This window comes from Dyella sp. C11, assembly GCF_003121485.1.
GTDB lineage: Bacteria > Pseudomonadota > Gammaproteobacteria > Xanthomonadales > Rhodanobacteraceae > Dyella.
On record NZ_QAVX01000008.1, the window covers coordinates 46,778 to 64,709 of the forward strand.

19 protein-coding genes are annotated in these 17,932 nt (G+C 65.9%); 4 read left to right on the top strand and 15 right to left on the bottom strand.

Translation table 11 applies throughout. The annotated features are described in order from the left end of the window. Positions 1-38 precede the first annotated feature (38 nt). From DK366_RS09590 to folE, 5 genes are read right to left on the bottom strand one after another with little or no spacing between them, the layout of a single operon-like run. A complete protein-coding gene (locus DK366_RS09590) occupies positions 39-386 on the bottom strand; it encodes an EF-hand domain-containing protein (protein ID WP_198651497.1) in 348 nt (115 codons plus the stop codon). Then, complete coding sequence (locus tag DK366_RS09595) at positions 383-3,175, bottom strand: AAA family ATPase (RefSeq protein WP_109125332.1); 2,793 nt, start codon at positions 3,173-3,175, stop codon at positions 383-385. The genes DK366_RS09590 and DK366_RS09595 overlap by 4 nt, the downstream gene beginning before the upstream one ends. Beyond that, positions 3,168-3,899: a hypothetical protein gene (locus DK366_RS09600; protein WP_109125333.1), complete on the bottom strand. Its 732-nt coding sequence runs from the start codon at positions 3,897-3,899 to the stop codon at positions 3,168-3,170. The genes DK366_RS09595 and DK366_RS09600 overlap by 8 nt, the downstream gene beginning before the upstream one ends. After that, entirely contained in the window at positions 3,892-5,190 is a 1,299-nt protein-coding gene (locus DK366_RS09605; protein WP_109125334.1) for a hypothetical protein, read from the bottom strand. Before DK366_RS09605 ends, DK366_RS09600 begins: the two co-directional genes overlap by 8 nt. 7 nt (positions 5,191-5,197) lie before the next feature. Beyond that, positions 5,198-5,800: a GTP cyclohydrolase I FolE gene (gene folE, locus DK366_RS09610; RefSeq protein WP_109125335.1), complete on the bottom strand. Its 603-nt coding sequence runs from the start codon at positions 5,798-5,800 to the stop codon at positions 5,198-5,200. Between the two features lie 185 nt (positions 5,801-5,985). Here folE and DK366_RS09615 point away from each other — a divergent pair, with 185 nt between their 5' ends. After that, complete coding sequence (locus tag DK366_RS09615) at positions 5,986-6,855, top strand: energy transducer TonB (protein WP_109125336.1); 870 nt, start codon at positions 5,986-5,988, stop codon at positions 6,853-6,855. Here the strand turns inward: DK366_RS09615 and DK366_RS09620 are convergent. Together DK366_RS09620 and DK366_RS09625 are read right to left on the bottom strand one after the other, a co-directional pair. Next, positions 6,844-7,707, bottom strand: a complete 864-nt coding sequence (locus DK366_RS09620; RefSeq protein WP_157956490.1) for a methyltransferase domain-containing protein — start codon at positions 7,705-7,707, stop codon at positions 6,844-6,846. The genes DK366_RS09615 and DK366_RS09620 overlap by 12 nt on opposite strands. Before the next feature lie 58 nt (positions 7,708-7,765). After that, the gene (locus DK366_RS09625; RefSeq protein WP_109125338.1) at positions 7,766-8,563 is read right to left on the bottom strand and encodes a hypothetical protein; all 798 of its coding nucleotides are present in this window, start codon (positions 8,561-8,563) and stop codon (positions 7,766-7,768) included. 135 nt (positions 8,564-8,698) lie between these two features. Between DK366_RS09625 and DK366_RS09630 the strand changes: the two genes are divergently transcribed. Then, complete coding sequence (locus DK366_RS09630; RefSeq protein WP_109125339.1) at positions 8,699-9,157, top strand: hypothetical protein; 459 nt, start codon at positions 8,699-8,701, stop codon at positions 9,155-9,157. A gap of 16 nt (positions 9,158-9,173) precedes the next feature. Here DK366_RS09630 and rmuC read toward each other — a convergent pair whose 3' ends face one another. From rmuC to DK366_RS09655, 5 genes are all read right to left on the bottom strand, one after another. Continuing rightward, entirely contained in the window at positions 9,174-10,619 is a 1,446-nt protein-coding gene (gene rmuC, locus DK366_RS09635; RefSeq protein ID WP_109125340.1) for a DNA recombination protein RmuC, read from the bottom strand. Between the two features lie 313 nt (positions 10,620-10,932). Next, a complete protein-coding gene (locus DK366_RS09640) occupies positions 10,933-12,108 on the bottom strand; it encodes a class I SAM-dependent rRNA methyltransferase (RefSeq protein WP_109125341.1) in 1,176 nt (391 codons plus the stop codon). A 139-nt stretch (positions 12,109-12,247) separates the two neighbouring features. Then, the gene (locus DK366_RS09645; protein ID WP_109125342.1) at positions 12,248-12,682 is read right to left on the bottom strand and encodes a hypothetical protein; all 435 of its coding nucleotides are present in this window, start codon (positions 12,680-12,682) and stop codon (positions 12,248-12,250) included. 205 nt (positions 12,683-12,887) lie between these two features. Continuing rightward, a complete protein-coding gene (locus DK366_RS09650; RefSeq protein WP_109125343.1) occupies positions 12,888-13,835 on the bottom strand; it encodes a serine/threonine protein kinase in 948 nt (315 codons plus the stop codon). Next, positions 13,832-14,272, bottom strand: a complete 441-nt coding sequence (locus DK366_RS09655; RefSeq protein ID WP_109125344.1) for a hotdog fold thioesterase — start codon at positions 14,270-14,272, stop codon at positions 13,832-13,834. The genes DK366_RS09650 and DK366_RS09655 overlap by 4 nt, the downstream gene beginning before the upstream one ends. Positions 14,273-14,353: 81 nt before the next feature. Between DK366_RS09655 and DK366_RS09660 the strand changes: the two genes are divergently transcribed. Further along, complete coding sequence (locus tag DK366_RS09660) at positions 14,354-15,412, top strand: 2Fe-2S iron-sulfur cluster-binding protein (RefSeq protein WP_109125426.1); 1,059 nt, start codon at positions 14,354-14,356, stop codon at positions 15,410-15,412. A gap of 52 nt (positions 15,413-15,464) precedes the next feature. Here the strand turns inward: DK366_RS09660 and DK366_RS09665 are convergent, their stop codons facing one another. The 3 genes from DK366_RS09665 to DK366_RS09675 form a co-directional block, all read right to left on the bottom strand. Further along, entirely contained in the window at positions 15,465-15,917 is a 453-nt protein-coding gene (locus DK366_RS09665) for a rhodanese-like domain-containing protein (RefSeq protein WP_109125345.1), read from the bottom strand. A gap of 153 nt (positions 15,918-16,070) precedes the next feature. Further along, positions 16,071-16,484, bottom strand: a complete 414-nt coding sequence (locus DK366_RS09670) for a hypothetical protein (RefSeq protein WP_109125346.1) — start codon at positions 16,482-16,484, stop codon at positions 16,071-16,073. 52 nt (positions 16,485-16,536) lie between these two features. Then, complete coding sequence (locus DK366_RS09675) at positions 16,537-17,019, bottom strand: YiiD C-terminal domain-containing protein (protein WP_109125347.1); 483 nt, start codon at positions 17,017-17,019, stop codon at positions 16,537-16,539. 117 nt (positions 17,020-17,136) lie between these two features. Here DK366_RS09675 and DK366_RS09680 point away from each other — a divergent pair, with 117 nt between their 5' ends. Next, positions 17,137-17,904, top strand: a complete 768-nt coding sequence (locus DK366_RS09680) for a uroporphyrinogen-III synthase (protein WP_109125348.1) — start codon at positions 17,137-17,139, stop codon at positions 17,902-17,904. The last annotated feature ends 28 nt before the right edge of the window (positions 17,905-17,932 follow it).

A 17,932-nucleotide genomic window follows, 5' to 3' on the forward strand; every position in this document is an offset into this window, starting at 1 on the left:
GTCGCGCACAAGTGCGCTCCTACAGGGAGCTCGCCGGTTCAGCCCTGCGGCGGCTGCGTCAGCTCTTTGGCATCCAGGTAGCCGTCATGGTTGCGGTCCAGCTTGTGGAACTGGCGGCGCAGGTTGTCCTGGAACTGCTTCAGGGTGATCGGCTTGCCGTGCCCGCCCGGCAATTCACTGGGTTCCAGCACGCCGTCGCCGTTGGTATCGAGACGGTAGAAGCCTTCGCTGAGGTGCGCGACGTATTCGGCTTCGCTCACGCGCCCATCGCCGTCGGTATCGAACTCACGCAGGTATTCGGCTGGCGTGGATTGCGCCCACGCCTGCACCGGCGCAATGAACAGGCCGGCCAGCATCGCGAGGTGGATGGGCCGGCGCAGGATCATGCGGCTTCCGTCCGGCGGCGCAGCACGGCGAGCGGCTGTGCCCATGTCGCGCCGGGGCGGCGCTTGCTGGTGACCAGGGTGAGGTCGCTGGGCTGGAACACGTTGATGTTGTGCGTGGCCGGGGTGGTCAGAATGTACTGGGCGCGGGTGGACTTGAGGAAGGCGCCCACCTTGTCGATGTTGAAGATGTCCAGGTGCGCGAACGGTTCGTCGATGAATACGAAGCCGCCGGGGCGATCTTCGTCGCGCATCAACGCGACCAGCAACAGCAGCGACTTCATCACCTGCTGTCCGCCGGACGCTTCGCCGTCGTCCATGCCGATCCAGCCCTTCTTGTCGAACTCGAAGCGAACGTTGAGGCCAGCCTGTGCCAGCGCGAGGTCCTCGTTCACCAGTTCGGGCAGTTCCGTTTCCACGCCGATGCCGGCGAGATCCGCCAGCACCTTCAGGTTGCGCGCGTAGCGCTTCACCGTATTGCGCAGCACGTTGAGATACGCGCCGCGCGCTTCGGTGGTGATGCGTGCGGCGCGCTCCAGGTGCACGCGGCGGCGCTGCAGGTCTTCCTTCAGGCCTTCGTGGTCGTTGGCGTACTTGTCGCGCAGCGGCAGCACGCCGTTGTCGGTTTCCCAATGGCCTTCGTTGAGGCGACGCTCGATGCGGTCGATCTCGCGACGCACGGCCGCTGGTGATTCGTAGCGCTCGCGCAGTTCGAGCATGGCGCGACGTGTGCGATGCGCCGGACGCACGTGGTTGCGCTTGTGACGGAAGGCCTTCAGGCGATCAACCTGTTCGTTGCGGAACTGGGAAAACTGGCGCGTCGTATCGGCCAGCTGTTGCTGGGCCTGGCGATGTTCGCGCGCTTCGTTGTCACGTTGGCGGGAATTCTGCTGGCGCTTTTCACGCACGCCTTCGTAATGCGCTTCGGCAGCGGCGTAGCTGTCCGCGCAACGCTGGACATCGTCTTGAAGTGCGGCCTGCGCTTCGTGTGCGGCGGCGAATTCGTCAGCGCGATCGGCCAGCTGGTTGCTGGCATTGGCGCCACGCAGCAGGCTTTCGGCATCGCTGGCCTGCTCCTGGAACGCCTTGCGCTTGTCGCCGATGGCGCGCAGCTGCTTTTCGATCTGTTGCAGGCGGTCTTCGCCTTCACGCAGCTGGCGTTCGCGTGCGGCGCTGCCGAAGTAGACATCATCCACGCCCAGGTGACGGCCGCCGCGGCGTTCGCGGAAATAGCCCTGCGGCGTGATCCAGTCCTGCTCCTTGCCCAGCTTCGCGCCGTCGGCCACGTCTTCCACGCGACGGATGCGGTCGAGCTGGCGCAGCAACCACTCGGGCGCAGGCGCCGTGAAATCCACCACTTCCAGCAGCGACCCGCGCGTAGGCACGGTGGCGGGCGCGCGTTCGGCGACGACGAAGTGCTTGTAGCGGTGCTGTTCGCCAAGGCGCCACGCCGCTTCGCGGTCGCGCGGATGATCCAGCAACACCACATGGCGATAACCGGCAAGCACGGCTTCCACCGCGGCCTGCCAGCGAGGCTCGGTGATCTCCACGATCTCGCTCAGCATGCTGTGGCCCACGCCCGCATCATCCAGCGCGCGGCGGAACGACTGCTCGAATTCAGGCGTGTAGCGCTGGCCACGGCGCCACGCAGCCAGTTGCGCCGTCAGCGTGGAAAGCTGCTCGCGCAGGCGCGCTTCGTCGTTCTGCAGGCGGCCGAGCTGGCTGCGCGCTTCGACGAGTTGCTTGCCTTGTTTCTCGTGATCGGCGCCATCCTGCTCCGCAACCAGCTTGCGCAAGTGTTGCTCCTGCTTGAGCAGCGTGGCGTTTTCGGTTTCGGCGCGGCGGGCTTCGTCCAGTTGCTGCTTGGCTTGCTGGCGAGCCTGATCCGCCACGTGTTGCTCGCCGCGCAACGATTCCTCGCTGGCATCGAGCGATTGCAGGCCAAGCTGCAGCTCGACATCGCGCGCCGAAAGATCGCGGCATTTGCGCTTGAGCCCCAGCAGCTGGGGGCGCGCACCGCGAATCGCGTTGTGCAGTTCCGCCAGTTCCGTGCGCGGCAGCGTCTCGGCAACCAGATCGGTGTGCTCGGATTTGAGTGCATCCCACTCCTGCCATGAGCGCACGCGGCCTTCGGCTTCCTGCAGGCTCACGCCGATCAGCGAAAGCTGGTGTTCCAGGCCGTGCAGCTCGCGGTCGGCTTCGGCCTGTTCGTTGCGTGCACGCTGGTAATCCTCCAGCACCGTCTTGTCGCCGAACACGTCGAACACCAGGTCGAGCAGCGACTTGGGCGGCAGCTGGCACAGCTTGTCCGTGGCGCCCTGTTCCAGCGTGAGCACGCGACGGATGGCTTGTGAAAGGCCAGCGCCTTCCAGGCGTACGCGGTACTCGCGCAGTCCCATGAAGTCGTTGCGCGCTTCGATGTCATCGATGCTTACGTCGCCGCCCATCACGGCGTACTGGCGCTGCCACTCGCCGCCCTTCTTCTGGATGCGCACGGCCAGCGTCACTTCACTGTCCATGATGGGGAAGAACGGGCGCTCGCCGCGCGGCCCCGGCACGTTGCCGACGCGTGCGCGCAGCCACGCGAAGGGCTTGCCGTTGTGGCGCAGGTAGCTCTTGTAGTCGCGGTTGCCGGCGCAGTCGATGGTGAGCAGCGTGCGCAACGCGTCGAGCAACGTGGTCTTGCCCGAACCATTGGGTCCAACCACGGTGACGATGTTGGTATCCAGCGGCAGGCTGAAGCGCTGCCAGTAGTCCCAGTGGATGACTTCGAGGCTGCGGAAATCAAACATCGTGGATCACTTCGCTGTCTTCGCTGATGTCATTCACGTCGCCGTCGGCGTCGTCGTAGAGGGGCTCTTCATCGGAACCCAGGTCGTCGCGCGGGGTCAGGCCCGCAAGCAGGTCGCTCAAGGCACCGTCGAGAATGCGTCGCGCGGTGCGCTCGTAGTCGAACACAAGATCCAGCAGTGGACCTTCCGCCAGCTCGCCCTTGCGGCGCACGATGAAACCGTGACGCGAAAGCAGGCCAAGGTTGAAGTTCACGCGCGTCTTGCCACCCAGCTTGTCGCCGAAGTCGGCAAGCAGGGTGCGTTCGGCCACGATGGGCGACAACGAGGTATCGCGTGAAATAGGCTTGGCTTCGGCGAACATCAGCGTTTGCGAGGCATCGGCTTCGGCCTGCTGGCGTTCCAGCTGGCGCTGGCGCTTGGGCAGCACGATCAGCGCCCATAGCACCACCAGCAGCGCGATGGCGTCGCGGTCCAGCTGCAGCGTGTTGGAAATCCAGCTGTCGCTGCCGCCAAACACGTGCTTCTCGTTCGCGCGCGCCACGGCCACGCCGATATAGGCGGAGTACGGATGCTCGCGCAGCTCAAGGCCCACGGCGGCGAGACGGCGGTCCAGATCTTCGCGGAAGGCCTCGTCGAGCAGCGCCATGCGCGCCTGCTTGTCGTCGCGTGGCAGCCAGCGCTGGGAAAGCAGTCGCGCGACGAGCGCGGCGGTTTCGTCATGCATGTTTCTTGTCCTTGTGGGGATGCAGGCGTCCCGCGCTGACCAGCGCGATGGACGGCAAACCCGGGTCGATCAGGTGCGGCTCGATTTCCAGTTTCAGCGGCAGGCGTGCGAGGTCCGCCGTGGGACCCTGCAACGCGGACGACTCAGGGTCGCCCACCAGGCCGAGCAGCGAGAGACGGTAAGCGCTCAAGGCGTAGTCGTTGCCGCGCAACGCAGCGCTCAATTCCATCGGATCGGTGAGCGACGCCAGTTCGCCGTGCCATGCCAGCAGAGGCGAGAGGTCTTCCTCGTCGATGGGCAAGTCATGCGTGCTCGGCGTGGCTTCCGCGTCGGGCAGTGCGGTGCTTTCGGCCGCTGCGCGTTCGCGTTCGAGCAGTTCATATTCCGCCACGTCCAGCGCGATCTGGTCCTGCAGGAACGGCGGCTGCACCGGCAGCAGCGATGCTTCATTGGCGTGCTCAGCCAGCGCATCCGGCGTGAGCGAACGCAGCCATGCGACCAGGTCGGACGAGGACAAACCCGTGCGCCCCAGGTGCACGCGGTGCTGGTCGATCTTGTTGAGTTCGCGCTGGAACACGCCGGCCTGCCGCAACAGCGCGCTCTGCGCGCGGCCCACGGCCTGCGCCAGGCGATGCGTCGACGAATCGATGTCTTCGCTGTCGGCAATGGCGCTGACCACCTCGGTGCCTTTTTCCACCCACGTCCACACCGCATCCAGGCGCTGCGCCGCGCGGCGGATGCGATGTTCGGAACCGGAAAGCACGGCGCGGTCGAAGTCTTCCTTCAACTCCGACAGGCGCGACAACAGGTGACCGAGCTCATCGGCGGAAACGCGGCCCACGGCTTGTCCCGCCGCCAGCTGTGCGGTGATGTAGCCGAGGCCGTCTTCGTCGTCGCGCTCGAATTCCAGCAGCGTGGACACGGCGGCCAGCGCCTTGCGGCCCAGCGGACTCACGCGATAACGCAGCGTCTCGCTGTCCCAGGTGAGCAGTTCGTGCTCCTTCAGGCGCTGCACCACCGTTTCCAGCTTCACCGGTTCGACAAAGGCGAGCTGGTCGCGGATTTCGGCGGGCGTCCATTCCGGGGCGTGGGCGCGTGCGCCCAGCGTGCGCAGCACCAGCAGGCGCAGCATCACCTGCGTTTCACCGCCGTGGAAGAGGGCGCTGAAGGCGCGCAGCAGCGAGCGACCGCGCAACAGCGGAAACGCCGCCGGGAGATCCTCGGCGGTGATGCCTTCGCGCAGTACGTCCTGCAGACGCTCGTCGGCGTCGAAACTATCGAGTGCCTGCATCAAGCGCTCAGCGACCGGCGCCGTGGATGCCGATGAACTGCAGGAATTCCGAGCGGGTGCGCGCGTCGTCACGGAAGGCGCCCAGCATCTGGCTGGTGATCATCGACACGCCGCGCTTGTGCACGCCGCGCGTGGTCATGCATTCGTGGCTGGCGTCCACCACCACGGCCACGCCGGCCGGATGCAGGTTTTCCTGGATGCACTGCGCGATCTGCGCGGTCAGTTTTTCCTGCACCTGGAAGCGGCGCGCATAAGCATCCACCACGCGGGCCAGCTTGCTGATGCCCACCACGCGGTTGGTCGGCAGGTAGCCCACGTGCGCGCGGCCAATGATCGGCGCCATGTGGTGCTCGCAGTGGCTTTCGAACTCGATGTCGCGAAGCACCACCATTTCGTCGTAGCCGGCGACTTCCTTGAAAGTGCGGCGCAGGTATTCGCCCGGGTCCACGTCGTAGCCGGAGAACCAGTCCTTATAGGCCTTCACCACGCGCTTGGGCGTGTCGAGCAGGCCTTCGCGAGCGGGATCTTCGCCCGACCAGCGCAACAGGACGCGCACGGCTTCCTCGGCCTGTTCGCGGGTGACTTCGGTCGGTTCGTGCTGCTCGCTCATGCGGGTTCCTTCGGGTACGCCTTACAGACGCGCCAGTGTAACGCCAGCGTCAAGGATTGGGCGGCATGGCGGCCCGCAGGCGAGCCGGATCAAGCACTTGCAGATGTCGTCATGCGCAGGGATGGGCCCTTATGCGGCGCCGATACGGCCGTTAGACTGGACGTCCGCGTGAACAAGGAGATGTCATGAAGCGCTGGTACCTGTCCATGGTGTGGATGTCGCTGGGCCTGCTTGCAGGCGTGACCCACGCGCAGAGCGTCAAGAAAACCGCCGAAGCATCCATGCTGGTGACGGGATCGATCGAGGTGAATCCGGACGGCAGCCTGCACGGCTACACCATCGACGAGCAGGAGAAACTGCCGCCGGTCGTGGTCGATGTGATGAACAAGAGCGTGCCGCACTGGCAATTCAAGCTCTCTTCCCCGACCACCCAGATCGTAAAGACGCACATGAGCGTTCGCCTGGTGGCGAAGCCAACCGGTGACGGCAACTATCGCGTCGCCGTGGAAGGTGCATCTTTCAGCGACGGTGGGAAGAACGATGCCAACGTCAGCTCCAAGGATAGGGTTTCGCCGAAATACCCCAGCCTTGCGGTCGGCGCGCGGGTCAGCGGTACGGTGTACCTGCTGCTGCGCGTGGGCCGCTCTGGCACCGTGGAAGATGCGATCGCCGAGCAGGTGAACCTTGAGCAGTACGCCAGCAGGACGGATATGGACAAGTTCCGCAAGGCGTTGGCCGATGCCTCGTTGGACGCGGCGCGCCAGTGGACGTTCAACCCGCCCTCACAAGGCAGCACCGTGAATGATCCCTACTGGGTCGTGCGCGTGCCGGTGGCCTTCAGCCTCAACATCGGTGGCATGCCCTTGAAGGATCACCGTTACGGCAAATGGGATGCCTACATTCCAGGGCCGCGCGAAACGGCACCCTGGGCCAGCAAGGACCTGCTGGCGGAATCGCCGGATGCATTGCCGGACGGTGCGCTGCGCACGGGCAATTCGGGCCTGGTGCTCACCACGCCGCTTGGCGGTGTCAGTGCTTCGGGTTCAAGCGATTGAGCGAAACAACGTGATGCGATCCGCCTGCGGTTCGCGGGTGGCTCGCAGCCATGATTCGTTGGCCACGGTGGGTGTGCAAGGCCCCAGCGTGGCGATGCGGAACGGTCGACGACCCGCTTCCCTGCGAAGCTGGTCGAGTACCTGCCGCAGGATGTCGCCAGTAAACGGTGTGTACAGATAGAACAGCGTGCCGCGCGAGGTATCCATCTCGCGTGCGTCCTGCGCCACGAAGCGGGCACGCTCCACGCGCAGCGCTGCCGCCGCGCGTTGCGCACTGGACACGTAAGCCTCTTCGCGTTCGATGCCGATGGCCTGCGCATCGGTGCAGATGGACACCAGCAAGGGCACGTGGCCCATGCCGGAACCGAGATCGACCAGAACGTCATCGCTGGTGAGGCGGGCGCGTTCGATCAGGTCCAGCACGTGCCGCACCGGCGTGGGTTGATAGAACACCATGTCCGTGTCGAGCGGCGCGATGTCACTGACGGGTTCGTCCAGTGCCAGCACGTCGCCGACCAAGGCATCCAGATGGTCGTAACCCCACGGCTGAAGCAGGTCGTCATGACGCACCCAGCCGCGCAGCGCGTGTGCGCCCGCACCCAGTTTGATGGCGTGGCGAATCGCATCGCACAGGCGCTGCTGCACATCGGCCAGGGTTGCGTGGCGTTCCTTCGCACGGCGACGCAGCGTGGCAATCACGGCTAGCCCTGCCGGCGTGATGCCGGAGGGCTCGTGCTGCATCACGTCTTCCAGCCGGTCCATGGCGCGGATGCGTTCGCGCAGCTGTTCCGGCCGCTCCAGCGTGCGGTCGCGTTCCACTTCGCAGACGATGGTGTTCAGGGTTTCCAGCATGACGATCGATGGTGTCACGTTTTGGCTGGCCGCGAGTTGAACGCAGGTTGCTTCGATGTCAGCGCGGATCGGGAACGAAATGCCCTGGGAACGGGTCGGGGCGCGGCGTGGGACGGTCATCGCCGGGAATCACGCCCTGCGCGATCAGCCGTTCGCGCGTGTCGTAGTACAGCGTGATCACCTCGTTCGGCGTCGATGAGGCGCGCTGGAAATCGGTGTAACTCACCACCGAGGTCTCGCGCTCACCATGGCCGGTGCCGATGGGGCCGTTGTCGCGCGCGCTTGCGAGGGCTTCGGCGGCGGGTGCCGCTGCTTTCTCTGCCATGCGGGGTGCGGCAGGCGCGTCGGAACGCATGGCGTCGGGTGCCGGCGTGGCCGGTGCCATCGGCATGGGCAGCGGGCGGATCATTCGCCGCGGAAGGAAGACGGCGATGCCGATGACGCCCACGTTGTCGGGGCGGCCTGTGCGTGCGGCATAGCTGCGCGATGCATCGGCAAACACAAAATCCGCAACTTCGCTGAGGCTTTTGCGCCAGCCTAGGATGTCGCTGGACTCGAAAGGCGACAGCACGTAGCCCTCCTGCGTCCAGTTGGCGGCGTCACCGGAGAGTGCGTTGACGCCGTCGACGGAAAGCACGCCGAGCAGGCGGCTATCGTCCTGGCTGCGCAGGCGGATCTGGTAGCGGTGCCCGGGATGGCCGGCGACGTAGTAGCGGCCCTCGTGGCGATAGACCGGCAATTCCTGTTGCGTGGCCCGGTCGACAATGGCCAGGTCCACCAGCCTGCCGACCGCTCCCACCTGCATGCTGGCGGCGAGCGTGGCGATCCCGAGGACATGTTTCCAGATGGCGTTCATGCGACGACTCCGGCAGGCATCGACGGCGATGCATACGGTGGAACGCCACCGGCGCGCGAACGGGGTTAGGCACCGGGCTGCTCAAGATTTCACGGGACTGGCCGATGGATAGGCAAACCCTCCCAAGGACTTCGCGTGAGCATCGGCATCCATCTGGACACCTCTTCCATTCCGGTGACCATCGCTGGGGCGTCGTCGTCGTCCTCCGCGTCCACGAGCCCTGCCGCCGCCACGTCATCGACGTCATCGAGCCAGGCCAAGGGAGCGGCGAAAGCGGGTGGTGCTGGCGGCGCAGGCGGTGCGGCGGGCGCATCGAGCAGCAGCGACAGCAGCGGCACCAGCGCGACCGTGCAGGCGTTGCAGCGTGAGATTGCCCAGTTGCAGAAGCAGCTGGCGCAGGAGCAGCAGGCCCTGCATGCGGCCACGTCCGGCAAGCAGGCGTCGGACCCGGCGAACCTGGCGCGTGTTTCCGCGTTGCAGTCCGCCGTGGCGACCACCAACGGTCAGCTTGAAAGCGCCGTGACATCGCTTGCCACGGCGCTGCTGGCCGAAGGTGGCAGCAGCAGCGGTTCGCTGGTCAGCGCGTCCGCCTGAGCGCGGACGCCAGCGGTCAACCTTCCGGGTCGTCCTCGCCGATCTCTTCGATGGCGGGCGCGTCGCCTAGCAACTGCTGGGCTTCGTCGCCGGACAAGGTTTCCACGCCACGCAGCTTGCGTTCGATGGCGCGCGTACGGACGCTGGCCTGATCGATCACGTTGGTGGCTTCGTTGAGCTTCTTGCGGGTCTTTTCCAGCACCGTGCCGAACTTGCCGAACTCGGTCTTCACCGCGCCAAGCAGGGTCCACACTTCGCTGCTGCGCTGGGCAATGGCCAGCGTGCGGAAACCCATCTGCAGGCTGTTGAGCAACGCGGTAAGCGTGGTGGGACCAGCCACGGTGATGTGGTGGTCGCGCTGCAGGGCTTCGAACAGGCCCGGGCGGCGGATCACTTCGGCATACAGGCCTTCGGTGGGCAGGAACAGCACGGCGAAATCCGTGGTGTGCGGCGGCGCCACGTACTTGCTGCGAATGCGCTTGGCTTCTTCGCGCACGCGCATTTCCAGTGCGCGCCCGGCCAGCGCGGCGGCTTCCGCATCGGCGGCTTCCTGGGCGTCCAGCAGGCGCTGGTAATCCTCCACCGGGAACTTGGCGTCGATGGGCAGATACAGCTGCGCGTGTTCGCCCGCACCCGGCATGCGCACGGCGAATTCCACGCGGTCGCTGCTGCCGGGAATGGTCACCACGTTCGAGTCGTACTGGTCGATGGTCAGCAACTGTTCGAGCAGCGCACCCAGCTGCACTTCGCCCAGGATGCCGCGCGTCTTCACGTTGGTCAGCACGCGCTTGAGGTCGCCCACGCCCGTGGCGAGGTTCTGCATTTCGCCCAGGCCGCGCTGCACTTGCTCAAGCCGCTCGGAAACCAGCGCGAACGATTGCCCCAGACGCGTTTCCAGCGTGGTCTGCAATTTCTCATCCACCGTGGCGCGCATCTGTTCCAGCTTGGCGGCGTTGTCGTCCTGAATCGCCTTGAGCTTGGTTTCCAGCGTGGCGCGCACTTCATTGAGGCGCTTTTCGTTGTCGGCGGTGAGCGCGGCGAGGCGCTGCTGTTGCTGTTCGCCGAAGCGGTTGAGCGTAAGAGTGAGTTCCTCGCGACTGTGGCGCGCGTCTTCGGTCAGGCGCTGGGCGAGCTTTTGCAGGCCTTCGTCTGTGCGGGTGGTCAGCGTGTCCAGGCGCTGGCCAAAGTGGCCGATACGCTCGTGTTGCTGCGTGTTCATGCCGCCAAGCTGTTCCTGCACCAGCGAACCGAACTGGCCCAGCGACTGGATCATCTCGCCACGGCCGGCGCGTTGCTCCTGTGCGAGCGCATCGCGCAGGTGGCGGTTGTCGTCTTTCAGCGCATCCAGGCGCGCGGTGAGGCCGGCGTCCTCGCGCCCGCGTTGCAGGTTCATCACCTGCAGCACGATCACCGCCAGCACGGCGACAACAAGGACGATCAACAGGATTTCGATCAGCGACATGGCATCACCCAGCGGTACAAGGTGCCAAGTGTACGCGCTGGCGTCTCAGGTGCTGGGATCGCGTGGCTTGGTGGGCTTACAGGTCCCGCCGCAAGGTTCGTTCGCCCTCACCGTCATTCCCGCGAAGGCGGGAGGCGCTTTTCAACGGCCGAAGGGCCGGTCATCCAGCGCCTTTCGCCTTTCGCTCTAAGCGCGTGCATGGAAGAGCAAAGTCACTGGATTCCCGCTTTCGCGGGAATGACGGTGAGGAATTAAGGGGCCGCTCCTGCGATCTTGTGAGGCTCTTACGTCATCCAGCGGACTTGAACGGCTCTTACATCACCCGGCAGAACACCGCCTTCAGGTAACGCCCTTCCGGCACATCGCTGCGGAACGGGTGGTCAGCCCCCGCACCGGCCGTGTGCAGCACCTGGATTTCACGCCCGGCGTTGAGCGCCACGCGGCGCAGCATCTCCAGGAAATCCTCTTCGCTCACCAGGCCCGTGCACGAGCAGGTGAGCAGCAGGCCGCCGGGCGGAATCACGTCCAGCGCGAGGCGGTTCATGGCGAAGTATTTCTTCAGCGCATCGACCACCTTGTTGCGGTCGCGCGTGAGCTTGGCGGGGTCAAGGATCACCGCGTCGTACTGCTCGCCACGTGCGATCGCCCCACGCAGCCAGTCGAAGATGTCGGCGGCTTCGAATTTCACCGGCACATCGTTGGCGGCGGCGTTGGCGCGGGCGATTTCCAGGATGCCCGGGTCCATGTCCACGCCGGTGGCCGACTCCGCACCGGCCGCGAGGGCGTGCACCGCGAAACCACCAGCGTTGCAGCACAGGTCGAGCACGCGACGGCCCTTGGCCAGGCGAGCGAAGTGATGACGGTTTTCGCGCTGGTCGGCAAAGAAACCGGTCTTGTGGCCATAGCCCGGCGCGGCGTGGAAGCGCAGGCCGTGCTCATGCACTTCGACCGGTGCCGGCGCCTCGGGCGAGCGGCAGTCGAAGGATTCCTGCTTCTGCACGTGGTTCTCGGCGAACCAGTACAGGCGCGCTCCCGGGAAATGACGCAGCAGCGCCGCGTGGATCGCTTCGCGAAAGCGCCACATGCCCGCGGCGAAGTATTCAATGACGATGATGTCGGCGTAGCGGTCCACCACCAGGCCCGAGAGTCCGTCGCCTTCGCTGTGCACCACGCGCCACGCGTCACTGACGCGGTCCAGCTGCAGCAGATCGCTGCGCAACGCGACGGCGCGGTCGATGCGGGCGGCGATCCAGTCGGCGTCGATGGCCTCGTCCGGATCGTTGGTCAGCAGGCGCAGCGCGATGCGCGCGTGGCCGTTCCAGAAGGCGCGGCCGACGAAGCGGCCCTTGGCATCCTCCACATCGACCACGCTGCCGGGCGGCACGCGGGTCTCCGGCTTGTGCACCTGTGCGGACCACACCCAGGGGTGGCCGGGCGTGCGATCGGACTTGAGGCGGATGACGGGGAGGGGAGAGGCGGGGGTATTCATCCGCCCATGATACCCGGTGAAACCCGCGCCCCGGCCCATTTTCTGCGGGGCGCGGGCTGCACGTGGCTTGCCGCGTGAGGGGCGGGCTACGTCGCGTCGCCCACAGGGTGCGCTCTCACAAGTCCAGATCCGGGCTTTTTTACCGGATGCGAAGCGCCAGCCAGGAACGCAGGGCCAGCAGGTTGATGCCGATGCGGGACAGCGATGGACCCGCAACGGCCAACACGAAACCTTCGCTCGCCACGTGCCAGTCCAGGCCCAGCTGGGCCGGCAAGTGCAGGGTGGCCCACACGTTCACGAAGGCACCGCAATGAAAGCCGTAGCTGAAGACCGGCGTGGCAATCAGTGGCAGCTGCAGCAGCTGGGCCCAGCCGGAGAACGTCACGCCGCGTTCGCTGTTTTCCAGCAGCAGCACGCCGGCAATCAGCACGAACGCATAGAACGCCAGCCCGATCACGGCCACGATGGAATCGTGCGAGCCGAACGGCAGCAATCGCCGCAGCATGCTCACCATGCCGAAGAAGCCGCCGGCGACTTCAAGGATGCCGATCAATCGGAAAAGGAAATTGCGCACGAGCGATGCCCTGGGTCGAAAGCCGCGAGCTTAGCCGATCGTGATGGCGGCGTTGCTGGTGCGGGTTGGCGGTTTGTGCCTGCGGTTGGCGGCCGGTCAGCGTGGTGCAGGAATCTACAAGCCCACGGTGCCAGTCACTGTAGGAGCGCACTTGTGCGCGACCGTTTCGTTGCAGCGATGTCGCCGGCCGCGCACGAGTGCGCTCCTACAAAAGGTCTTCGGCCATTTCGTGCAGGTCGGTGATGTGCTGTTCCCACCAGCGCGGTTCCGCCGCGAACGGGAAGGCGATGGGAAACGCCGGATCGTGCCAGCGCGCGGCGATCCAGCCGGCGTAATGCAGCTGGCGCATGGCGCGCAATGCCGGCACCAGCGCGAGCTCGCTGAAGTCGAAGTCGCGCATCTGCTGGTAGCCATCCAGCAATGCCGTCATCGACTTGTCGTCGTTGGCGAGCATCCACAGGTCCTGCACCGCAGGGCCCATGCGCGCGTCGTCGAGGTCCACGAAATGCGGGCCGGCGTCGGTCCAGAGCACGTTGCCGGGATGGCAATCGCCATGCAGGCGCAGCTGTCGCACCGGGCCTACAGCGTCGAAGCGATTGGCCACGGCTTGGTCCACGCGTTCGGCGGCCGAGCGATAGGACGCATGCAGCGATGGCGGCAGCAACGATGACGACAGCACCGCGCCCATCGGCTGTTCGATCAATGTTGCGCGATCAATGCGGCCACGATGTTCAAACGATGCACGTGCGCCCACGGCATGGATGCGGGCGATCAAACGCCCCAGCCATTCCAGCTGTTCCTTCGATTCCAGCGAAGGAGCGCGCCCACCGCGACGCGACGTGAGCGCGTAACGGAAACCATCGTGATGAAGCAGCGTGCGCCCGCCGAAAACCAGCGGCGCCACGAGCGGCACTTCCGCATCGGCCAGTTCCTGCGCGAATGCGTGCTCCTCGAGAATCGCTGCATCGCTCCAGCGGTGTGGTCGATAGAACTTGGCGATGACGGGTGAAGCATCTTCGATACCTACCTGCCATACGCGATTTTCATAGCTGTTGAGTGCGAGCAGGCGACCATCGGGCCAGAGCCCGCACGCGGTTACAGCGTCGAGCACGCGATCGGGGTCAAGCGATGCGTAGGGGGCGTCGATACTCAACGCGGCGCAACCACGCGTGCGGGAATCACCGCCATGGTGATGCGCGAGATGCACACCAGTTCGCCGGCCTCCGTTTCGATGCGGATTTCCCACACCTGCGTGGTGCGGCCGATATGCACCATGCGCGCCGTGCCCGTGACAATGCCGCTGCGCGCACCGCGGATGTGGTTGGCGTTGATGTCCAGGCCCACGGCGACTTCCTGTGCGGGATCGAGCGTGAGCATGGCCGCGGTGCTGCCAAGCGTTTCGGCCAACGCCACGGAGGCGCCGCCGTGCAGCAGGCCGTACGGCTGGTGCGTGCGGTGGTCCACCGGCATGGTGCCGCGAATCCAGTCATCGCCGAATTCGGTGATGCGGATGCCCAGTGTCTCCATCATGGTGTTGGCGCTCCAGCCGTTGATGCGCTCAAGCGAGATGTCCTGTTTCCAGATGGCCATGGCCGTGTTCTCCGCGAAAACTTGTGATTGGGCGAGGGGGCCCTCATTGTCGACTCACGCTTCCCCCGCGACAATGTGCCCGTGTTCAAAGTCACCATCTCCTCCACCGGCCGCCATTTTCCGGTAGCGCCGGGCGAAACCGTGCTGGAAGCCGCGCAGCGGGCCGGCATCGCGTTGCCGTATTCGTGCCGCGCCGGCGTGTGCGGCAGCTGCAAGGCCACGCTCATCAACGGCCATTGCGACTACCCGCGCAATCCGCCGGTGGCGCTGGCGGGCACGTCGCCCGCGCAGCACGCCATCCTGCTTTGCCAGGCGGTACCGCGCAGCGACCTGCTCATCGAGGCGCGCGAAGTCACGTCGGTGGAAGACATCGCCAGGCGACAGGTGGACGTGGTGGCATCGCGCAAGTGGATGCTCGCACCCGATGTGATCGGCCTGCACCTGAAGCCGGTATCGGCAGATGCGCGGCTCAACTGGCTGCCGGGGCAGTACCTCGATGTGCTGCTGGACGATGGGCGTCGTCGTCCGTTCTCCATCGCCAACCATCCCGAGGCGGACGGCACCATCGAACTGCATGTGCGCCATGTGGCGGGTGGTGGCTTCACGTCGTGGGTCAGCGACACGCTGAAAGTGGGCGATGCGATGCGTATCGAAGGCCCGCTCGGCACCTTTGTGCCGCGCGAGGATTCGGAACGCCCGATGATCTTCATGGCAGGCGGCACGGGTTTCGCGCCGGTCAAGGCCATCGTGGAGCACTTCATTGCGTTGGGTACGCGTCGACCCATGCATGTGTATTGGGGCGCGCGCCAGGCAGCGGACCTGTACATGCGCGAACAGGCGCAGCAATGGACCGCGAAGGCGCACGATCTTCGCTTCCACGCCGTGATTTCCGATGCGGAGCAGGCACTGGCCAGCGGCATTCGCATGGGCCTGGTGCATGAAGCCCTGCTTGCCGATCACCCCGACCTGAGCGGCTACGACGTCTACATGAGCGGTCCGCCGGCCATGATCGATGCCGGGCGCCAGTTGTTCCTTGGCGCGGGCCTGCCGGAAGACCGGCTTTACTACGATTCGTTCGACTACGCGCCGGATGTGCTGGCGCAGATCCTGGGTAATCGCGCAGGGATCGTGGGGCTTTGAGCCTGCGTGGATGCAGGGCAGGCGAGGGCGTTGCGCCCTCGCCTTGAAACGATCAGCCCGGGTTCTTGCCCTTGGCCACCGGCAGCTGCGCACCCTGCCAGCCCAGTACGCCGCCACCGAGGGTGTACACCTTGGCGAAGCCGGCCTTCACCAGACGCTGGGCAGCCTTTTCGCTGGCACCGCGGCCGTCCTTGTCGATCAGCACGACCGGCACGTCCTTCGCCTTGGCGATGTCCTTGTGCTCGGGGTCGAACTGGCTCATGGCGACGTGGCGCGAGCCCGGCACGTGGGCCTTTTCGTAGTCCGCGTACGCGGAAAGGTCGATCAGCAGCGGACCTTCGCGGTTGATCAGCAAGGTGAGCCCGGCCGGCGTCAGTTCCTTGTACTTGCGCAGCAGCATCAGCAGCTGCGTGCCGATCAGGCCCAGCAGCAGGACCAGGAACAGGGCGGCGAGCGCCAGGTGGTTGCCGAAGAATTCCGGCAGCTTGTGCAGTACATCGCTCATTCGTAGGGCTTCCGCAGGCGCGGCGCAGGGGCCGCGCGGATTGAAGAGAACGGGCGATTATAGGGGATAGGGGTCAGGGGCGAGGGTTTACGGACAAGCGTGCCTGCACAAGGCACCAGCTCGCCATTCATCCCTGGCCCCATGCCCCTCGAATCACTGCTGGCTGATGTCCGGCAGGCCGCTTTCCAGGTACCAGTGCTTGGACTGCTCGTCGTAGCGCCAAGTCTGGTGGTCCGTCACGGTACGCTCGGACTGCGTGTTCACGTTCACCATGTTGATCTTCACCGTCTGGTGCACTTCGAACTGGCCAGCCGGTACCGGGCCGTTACCCTCGTCATAGCCGCTGACCTTGTATTGCTGGTAGCGGGACATTTCCAGCGGGGCGATGGGGTGTTCCTCGCGCACTTTCGGGTCCACGAACTCCAGCGCCGACTTGAAATCGCCCCAGCGCACCGTGCTGGCGTAGGCATTCAACGTGGTGGTGAGCGAGTCGTCGCGCTGGCTGGTGGCACAACCACCGAGCGCGAGCACGGACACCGTGACGAGCGGGATCAGGATGCGGCGCATGAAGCTTTCCCCTTGGGCAGTGCCGGCATTGTGCCCAAGGAACGCCGCGTTTTCATACGGCGTCGGGTGAGCGCTTCTTGGCCACGAAACGGGCTTCCAGCGTGGCGGCCGGCTTCTCGCCGGTACCCGGCACGCGGCAGGCCACCTCGACGCGGGCGCGGCCGCGCGCATCGAGCGTGTCGAAAAAGGTGACCCAGTCCGCACCTTCGGCCAGCTGGGCTTCGCTGAGGAAATCGCCCCACACCGGCTCCAGGTAGCGCACGGTGGATTCACCCACGAACACATCGCACTCGATGCCGCGCATGCGCAGTTCCAGTTCCACCAGTCCCCAGCCATTGAGTGTCATCACGCTCACCAGGCTGCCACCGAAGGCGCAGCCCTTGTCGTTGATGTTCGGTCCCAGCGGGGCGGCCAGGGACAGTCGTCCTTCATCGCAGTCGTGCAGGGCCAGGTCCATGGTCTGCGCCAGGGGGATTTCATCGCGCATGAAGGTGACCATCTTGCGCGCGAGGGTATGCCGTTCGGTGGTGCTCATCGTGGTGGGGTAGTCGAGGTGGGGTAAACGAGGGGGAAAGCGTAGTTTACGCACCCGGCGGGGACACGACCCGTTTTGTCCGGGCCGCTACACTCCTTGCGGTTCCCGGAGAGGCCCATGACCACGCGATCCCCGACCCCTGACGAGCCAGCGCTGCACGGACGCGTGGTGGTCATCACGCGCCCGGCCGGCACCGGCTCGCCGCTGGCGCGGCAGGTGCGGCGCCGGGGTGGCGAGCCCCTGCTGTTGCCCGGGCTGGCGCTGCACGGCGTGGAAAGCGCGGACACCGTCGCATCGCTGCGGGCGGCGCTGGATGACGACCTGCTCATTTTCACCAGCCCCGCGGCCGTTCGTTTCGCCGCGCGACAGGTGCCGCTGCAAACCCGCGCCACCGTGCTCGGCGTGGGGCAGGGAACGGCGCGGTCGTTGAAGCGGCACGGTGTGTCGGCGCTGGCGCCAGTGCAACGGCAGGACAGCGAAGGGGTGCTTGAACACCCGGCGCTGGCGCCATTGCAGGGGCGTCGCGTCGCCCTCATCGGCGCACCTGGCGGCCGTGGCGTGCTTCGTGACGCATTGGCGGAGCGCGGCGCGGCGTTGCGCGAGGTCCATGTCTACCGGCGCGGCGAGCCACGCTGGCAGCGTCGCCAGATCGACGCTGTCATGCGGTTGTCTTCCGATGCACGTGTGCTGTTGTCCAGCGCCGAGGCTTTGGAAAACCTCCGGCTGCGCCTGCCGGTGGACGCCTTCGCGCGACTGCACCATGCCGTCGCCGTGGTCAGCAGCGAGCGCCTTGCCGCCGCCGCGCGTGACGCGGGCTTCGAGCGCATCGAGGTCGCATCGTCTGCGCTGTCTGCCCACTTGCTGTCCGCCGCCGAACGCCTGTAGCCACGGTCTCGAGGCGCTCCTTCACGCC

Coding starts and splice junctions, on each gene's coding strand:
- DK366_RS09665 (WP_109125345.1), bottom strand. CDS start 15,917: ATGAGCGATGTACTGCACAAGCTGCCGGAATTCTTCGGCAACCACCTG.
- rmuC (WP_109125340.1), bottom strand. CDS start 10,619: ATGTCGCTGATCGAAATCCTGTTGATCGTCCTTGTTGTCGCCGTGCTG.
- DK366_RS09615 (WP_109125336.1), top strand. CDS start 5,986: ATGAAGCGCTGGTACCTGTCCATGGTGTGGATGTCGCTGGGCCTGCTT.
- DK366_RS09655 (WP_109125344.1), bottom strand. CDS start 14,272: ATGGCCATCTGGAAACAGGACATCTCGCTTGAGCGCATCAACGGCTGG.
- DK366_RS09590 (WP_198651497.1), bottom strand. CDS start 386: ATGATCCTGCGCCGGCCCATCCACCTCGCGATGCTGGCCGGCCTGTTC.
- DK366_RS09605 (WP_109125334.1), bottom strand. CDS start 5,190: ATGCAGGCACTCGATAGTTTCGACGCCGACGAGCGTCTGCAGGACGTA.
- DK366_RS09670 (WP_109125346.1), bottom strand. CDS start 16,484: ATGCGCCGCATCCTGATCCCGCTCGTCACGGTGTCCGTGCTCGCGCTC.
- DK366_RS09680 (WP_109125348.1), top strand. CDS start 17,137: ATGACCACGCGATCCCCGACCCCTGACGAGCCAGCGCTGCACGGACGC.
- DK366_RS09600 (WP_109125333.1), bottom strand. CDS start 3,899: ATGCATGACGAAACCGCCGCGCTCGTCGCGCGACTGCTTTCCCAGCGC.
- folE (WP_109125335.1), bottom strand. CDS start 5,800: ATGAGCGAGCAGCACGAACCGACCGAAGTCACCCGCGAACAGGCCGAG.
- DK366_RS09625 (WP_109125338.1), bottom strand. CDS start 8,563: ATGAACGCCATCTGGAAACATGTCCTCGGGATCGCCACGCTCGCCGCC.
- DK366_RS09620 (WP_157956490.1), bottom strand. CDS start 7,707: ATGCTGGAAACCCTGAACACCATCGTCTGCGAAGTGGAACGCGACCGC.
- DK366_RS09640 (WP_109125341.1), bottom strand. CDS start 12,108: ATGAATACCCCCGCCTCTCCCCTCCCCGTCATCCGCCTCAAGTCCGAT.
- DK366_RS09675 (WP_109125347.1), bottom strand. CDS start 17,019: ATGAGCACCACCGAACGGCATACCCTCGCGCGCAAGATGGTCACCTTC.
- DK366_RS09595 (WP_109125332.1), bottom strand. CDS start 3,175: ATGTTTGATTTCCGCAGCCTCGAAGTCATCCACTGGGACTACTGGCAG.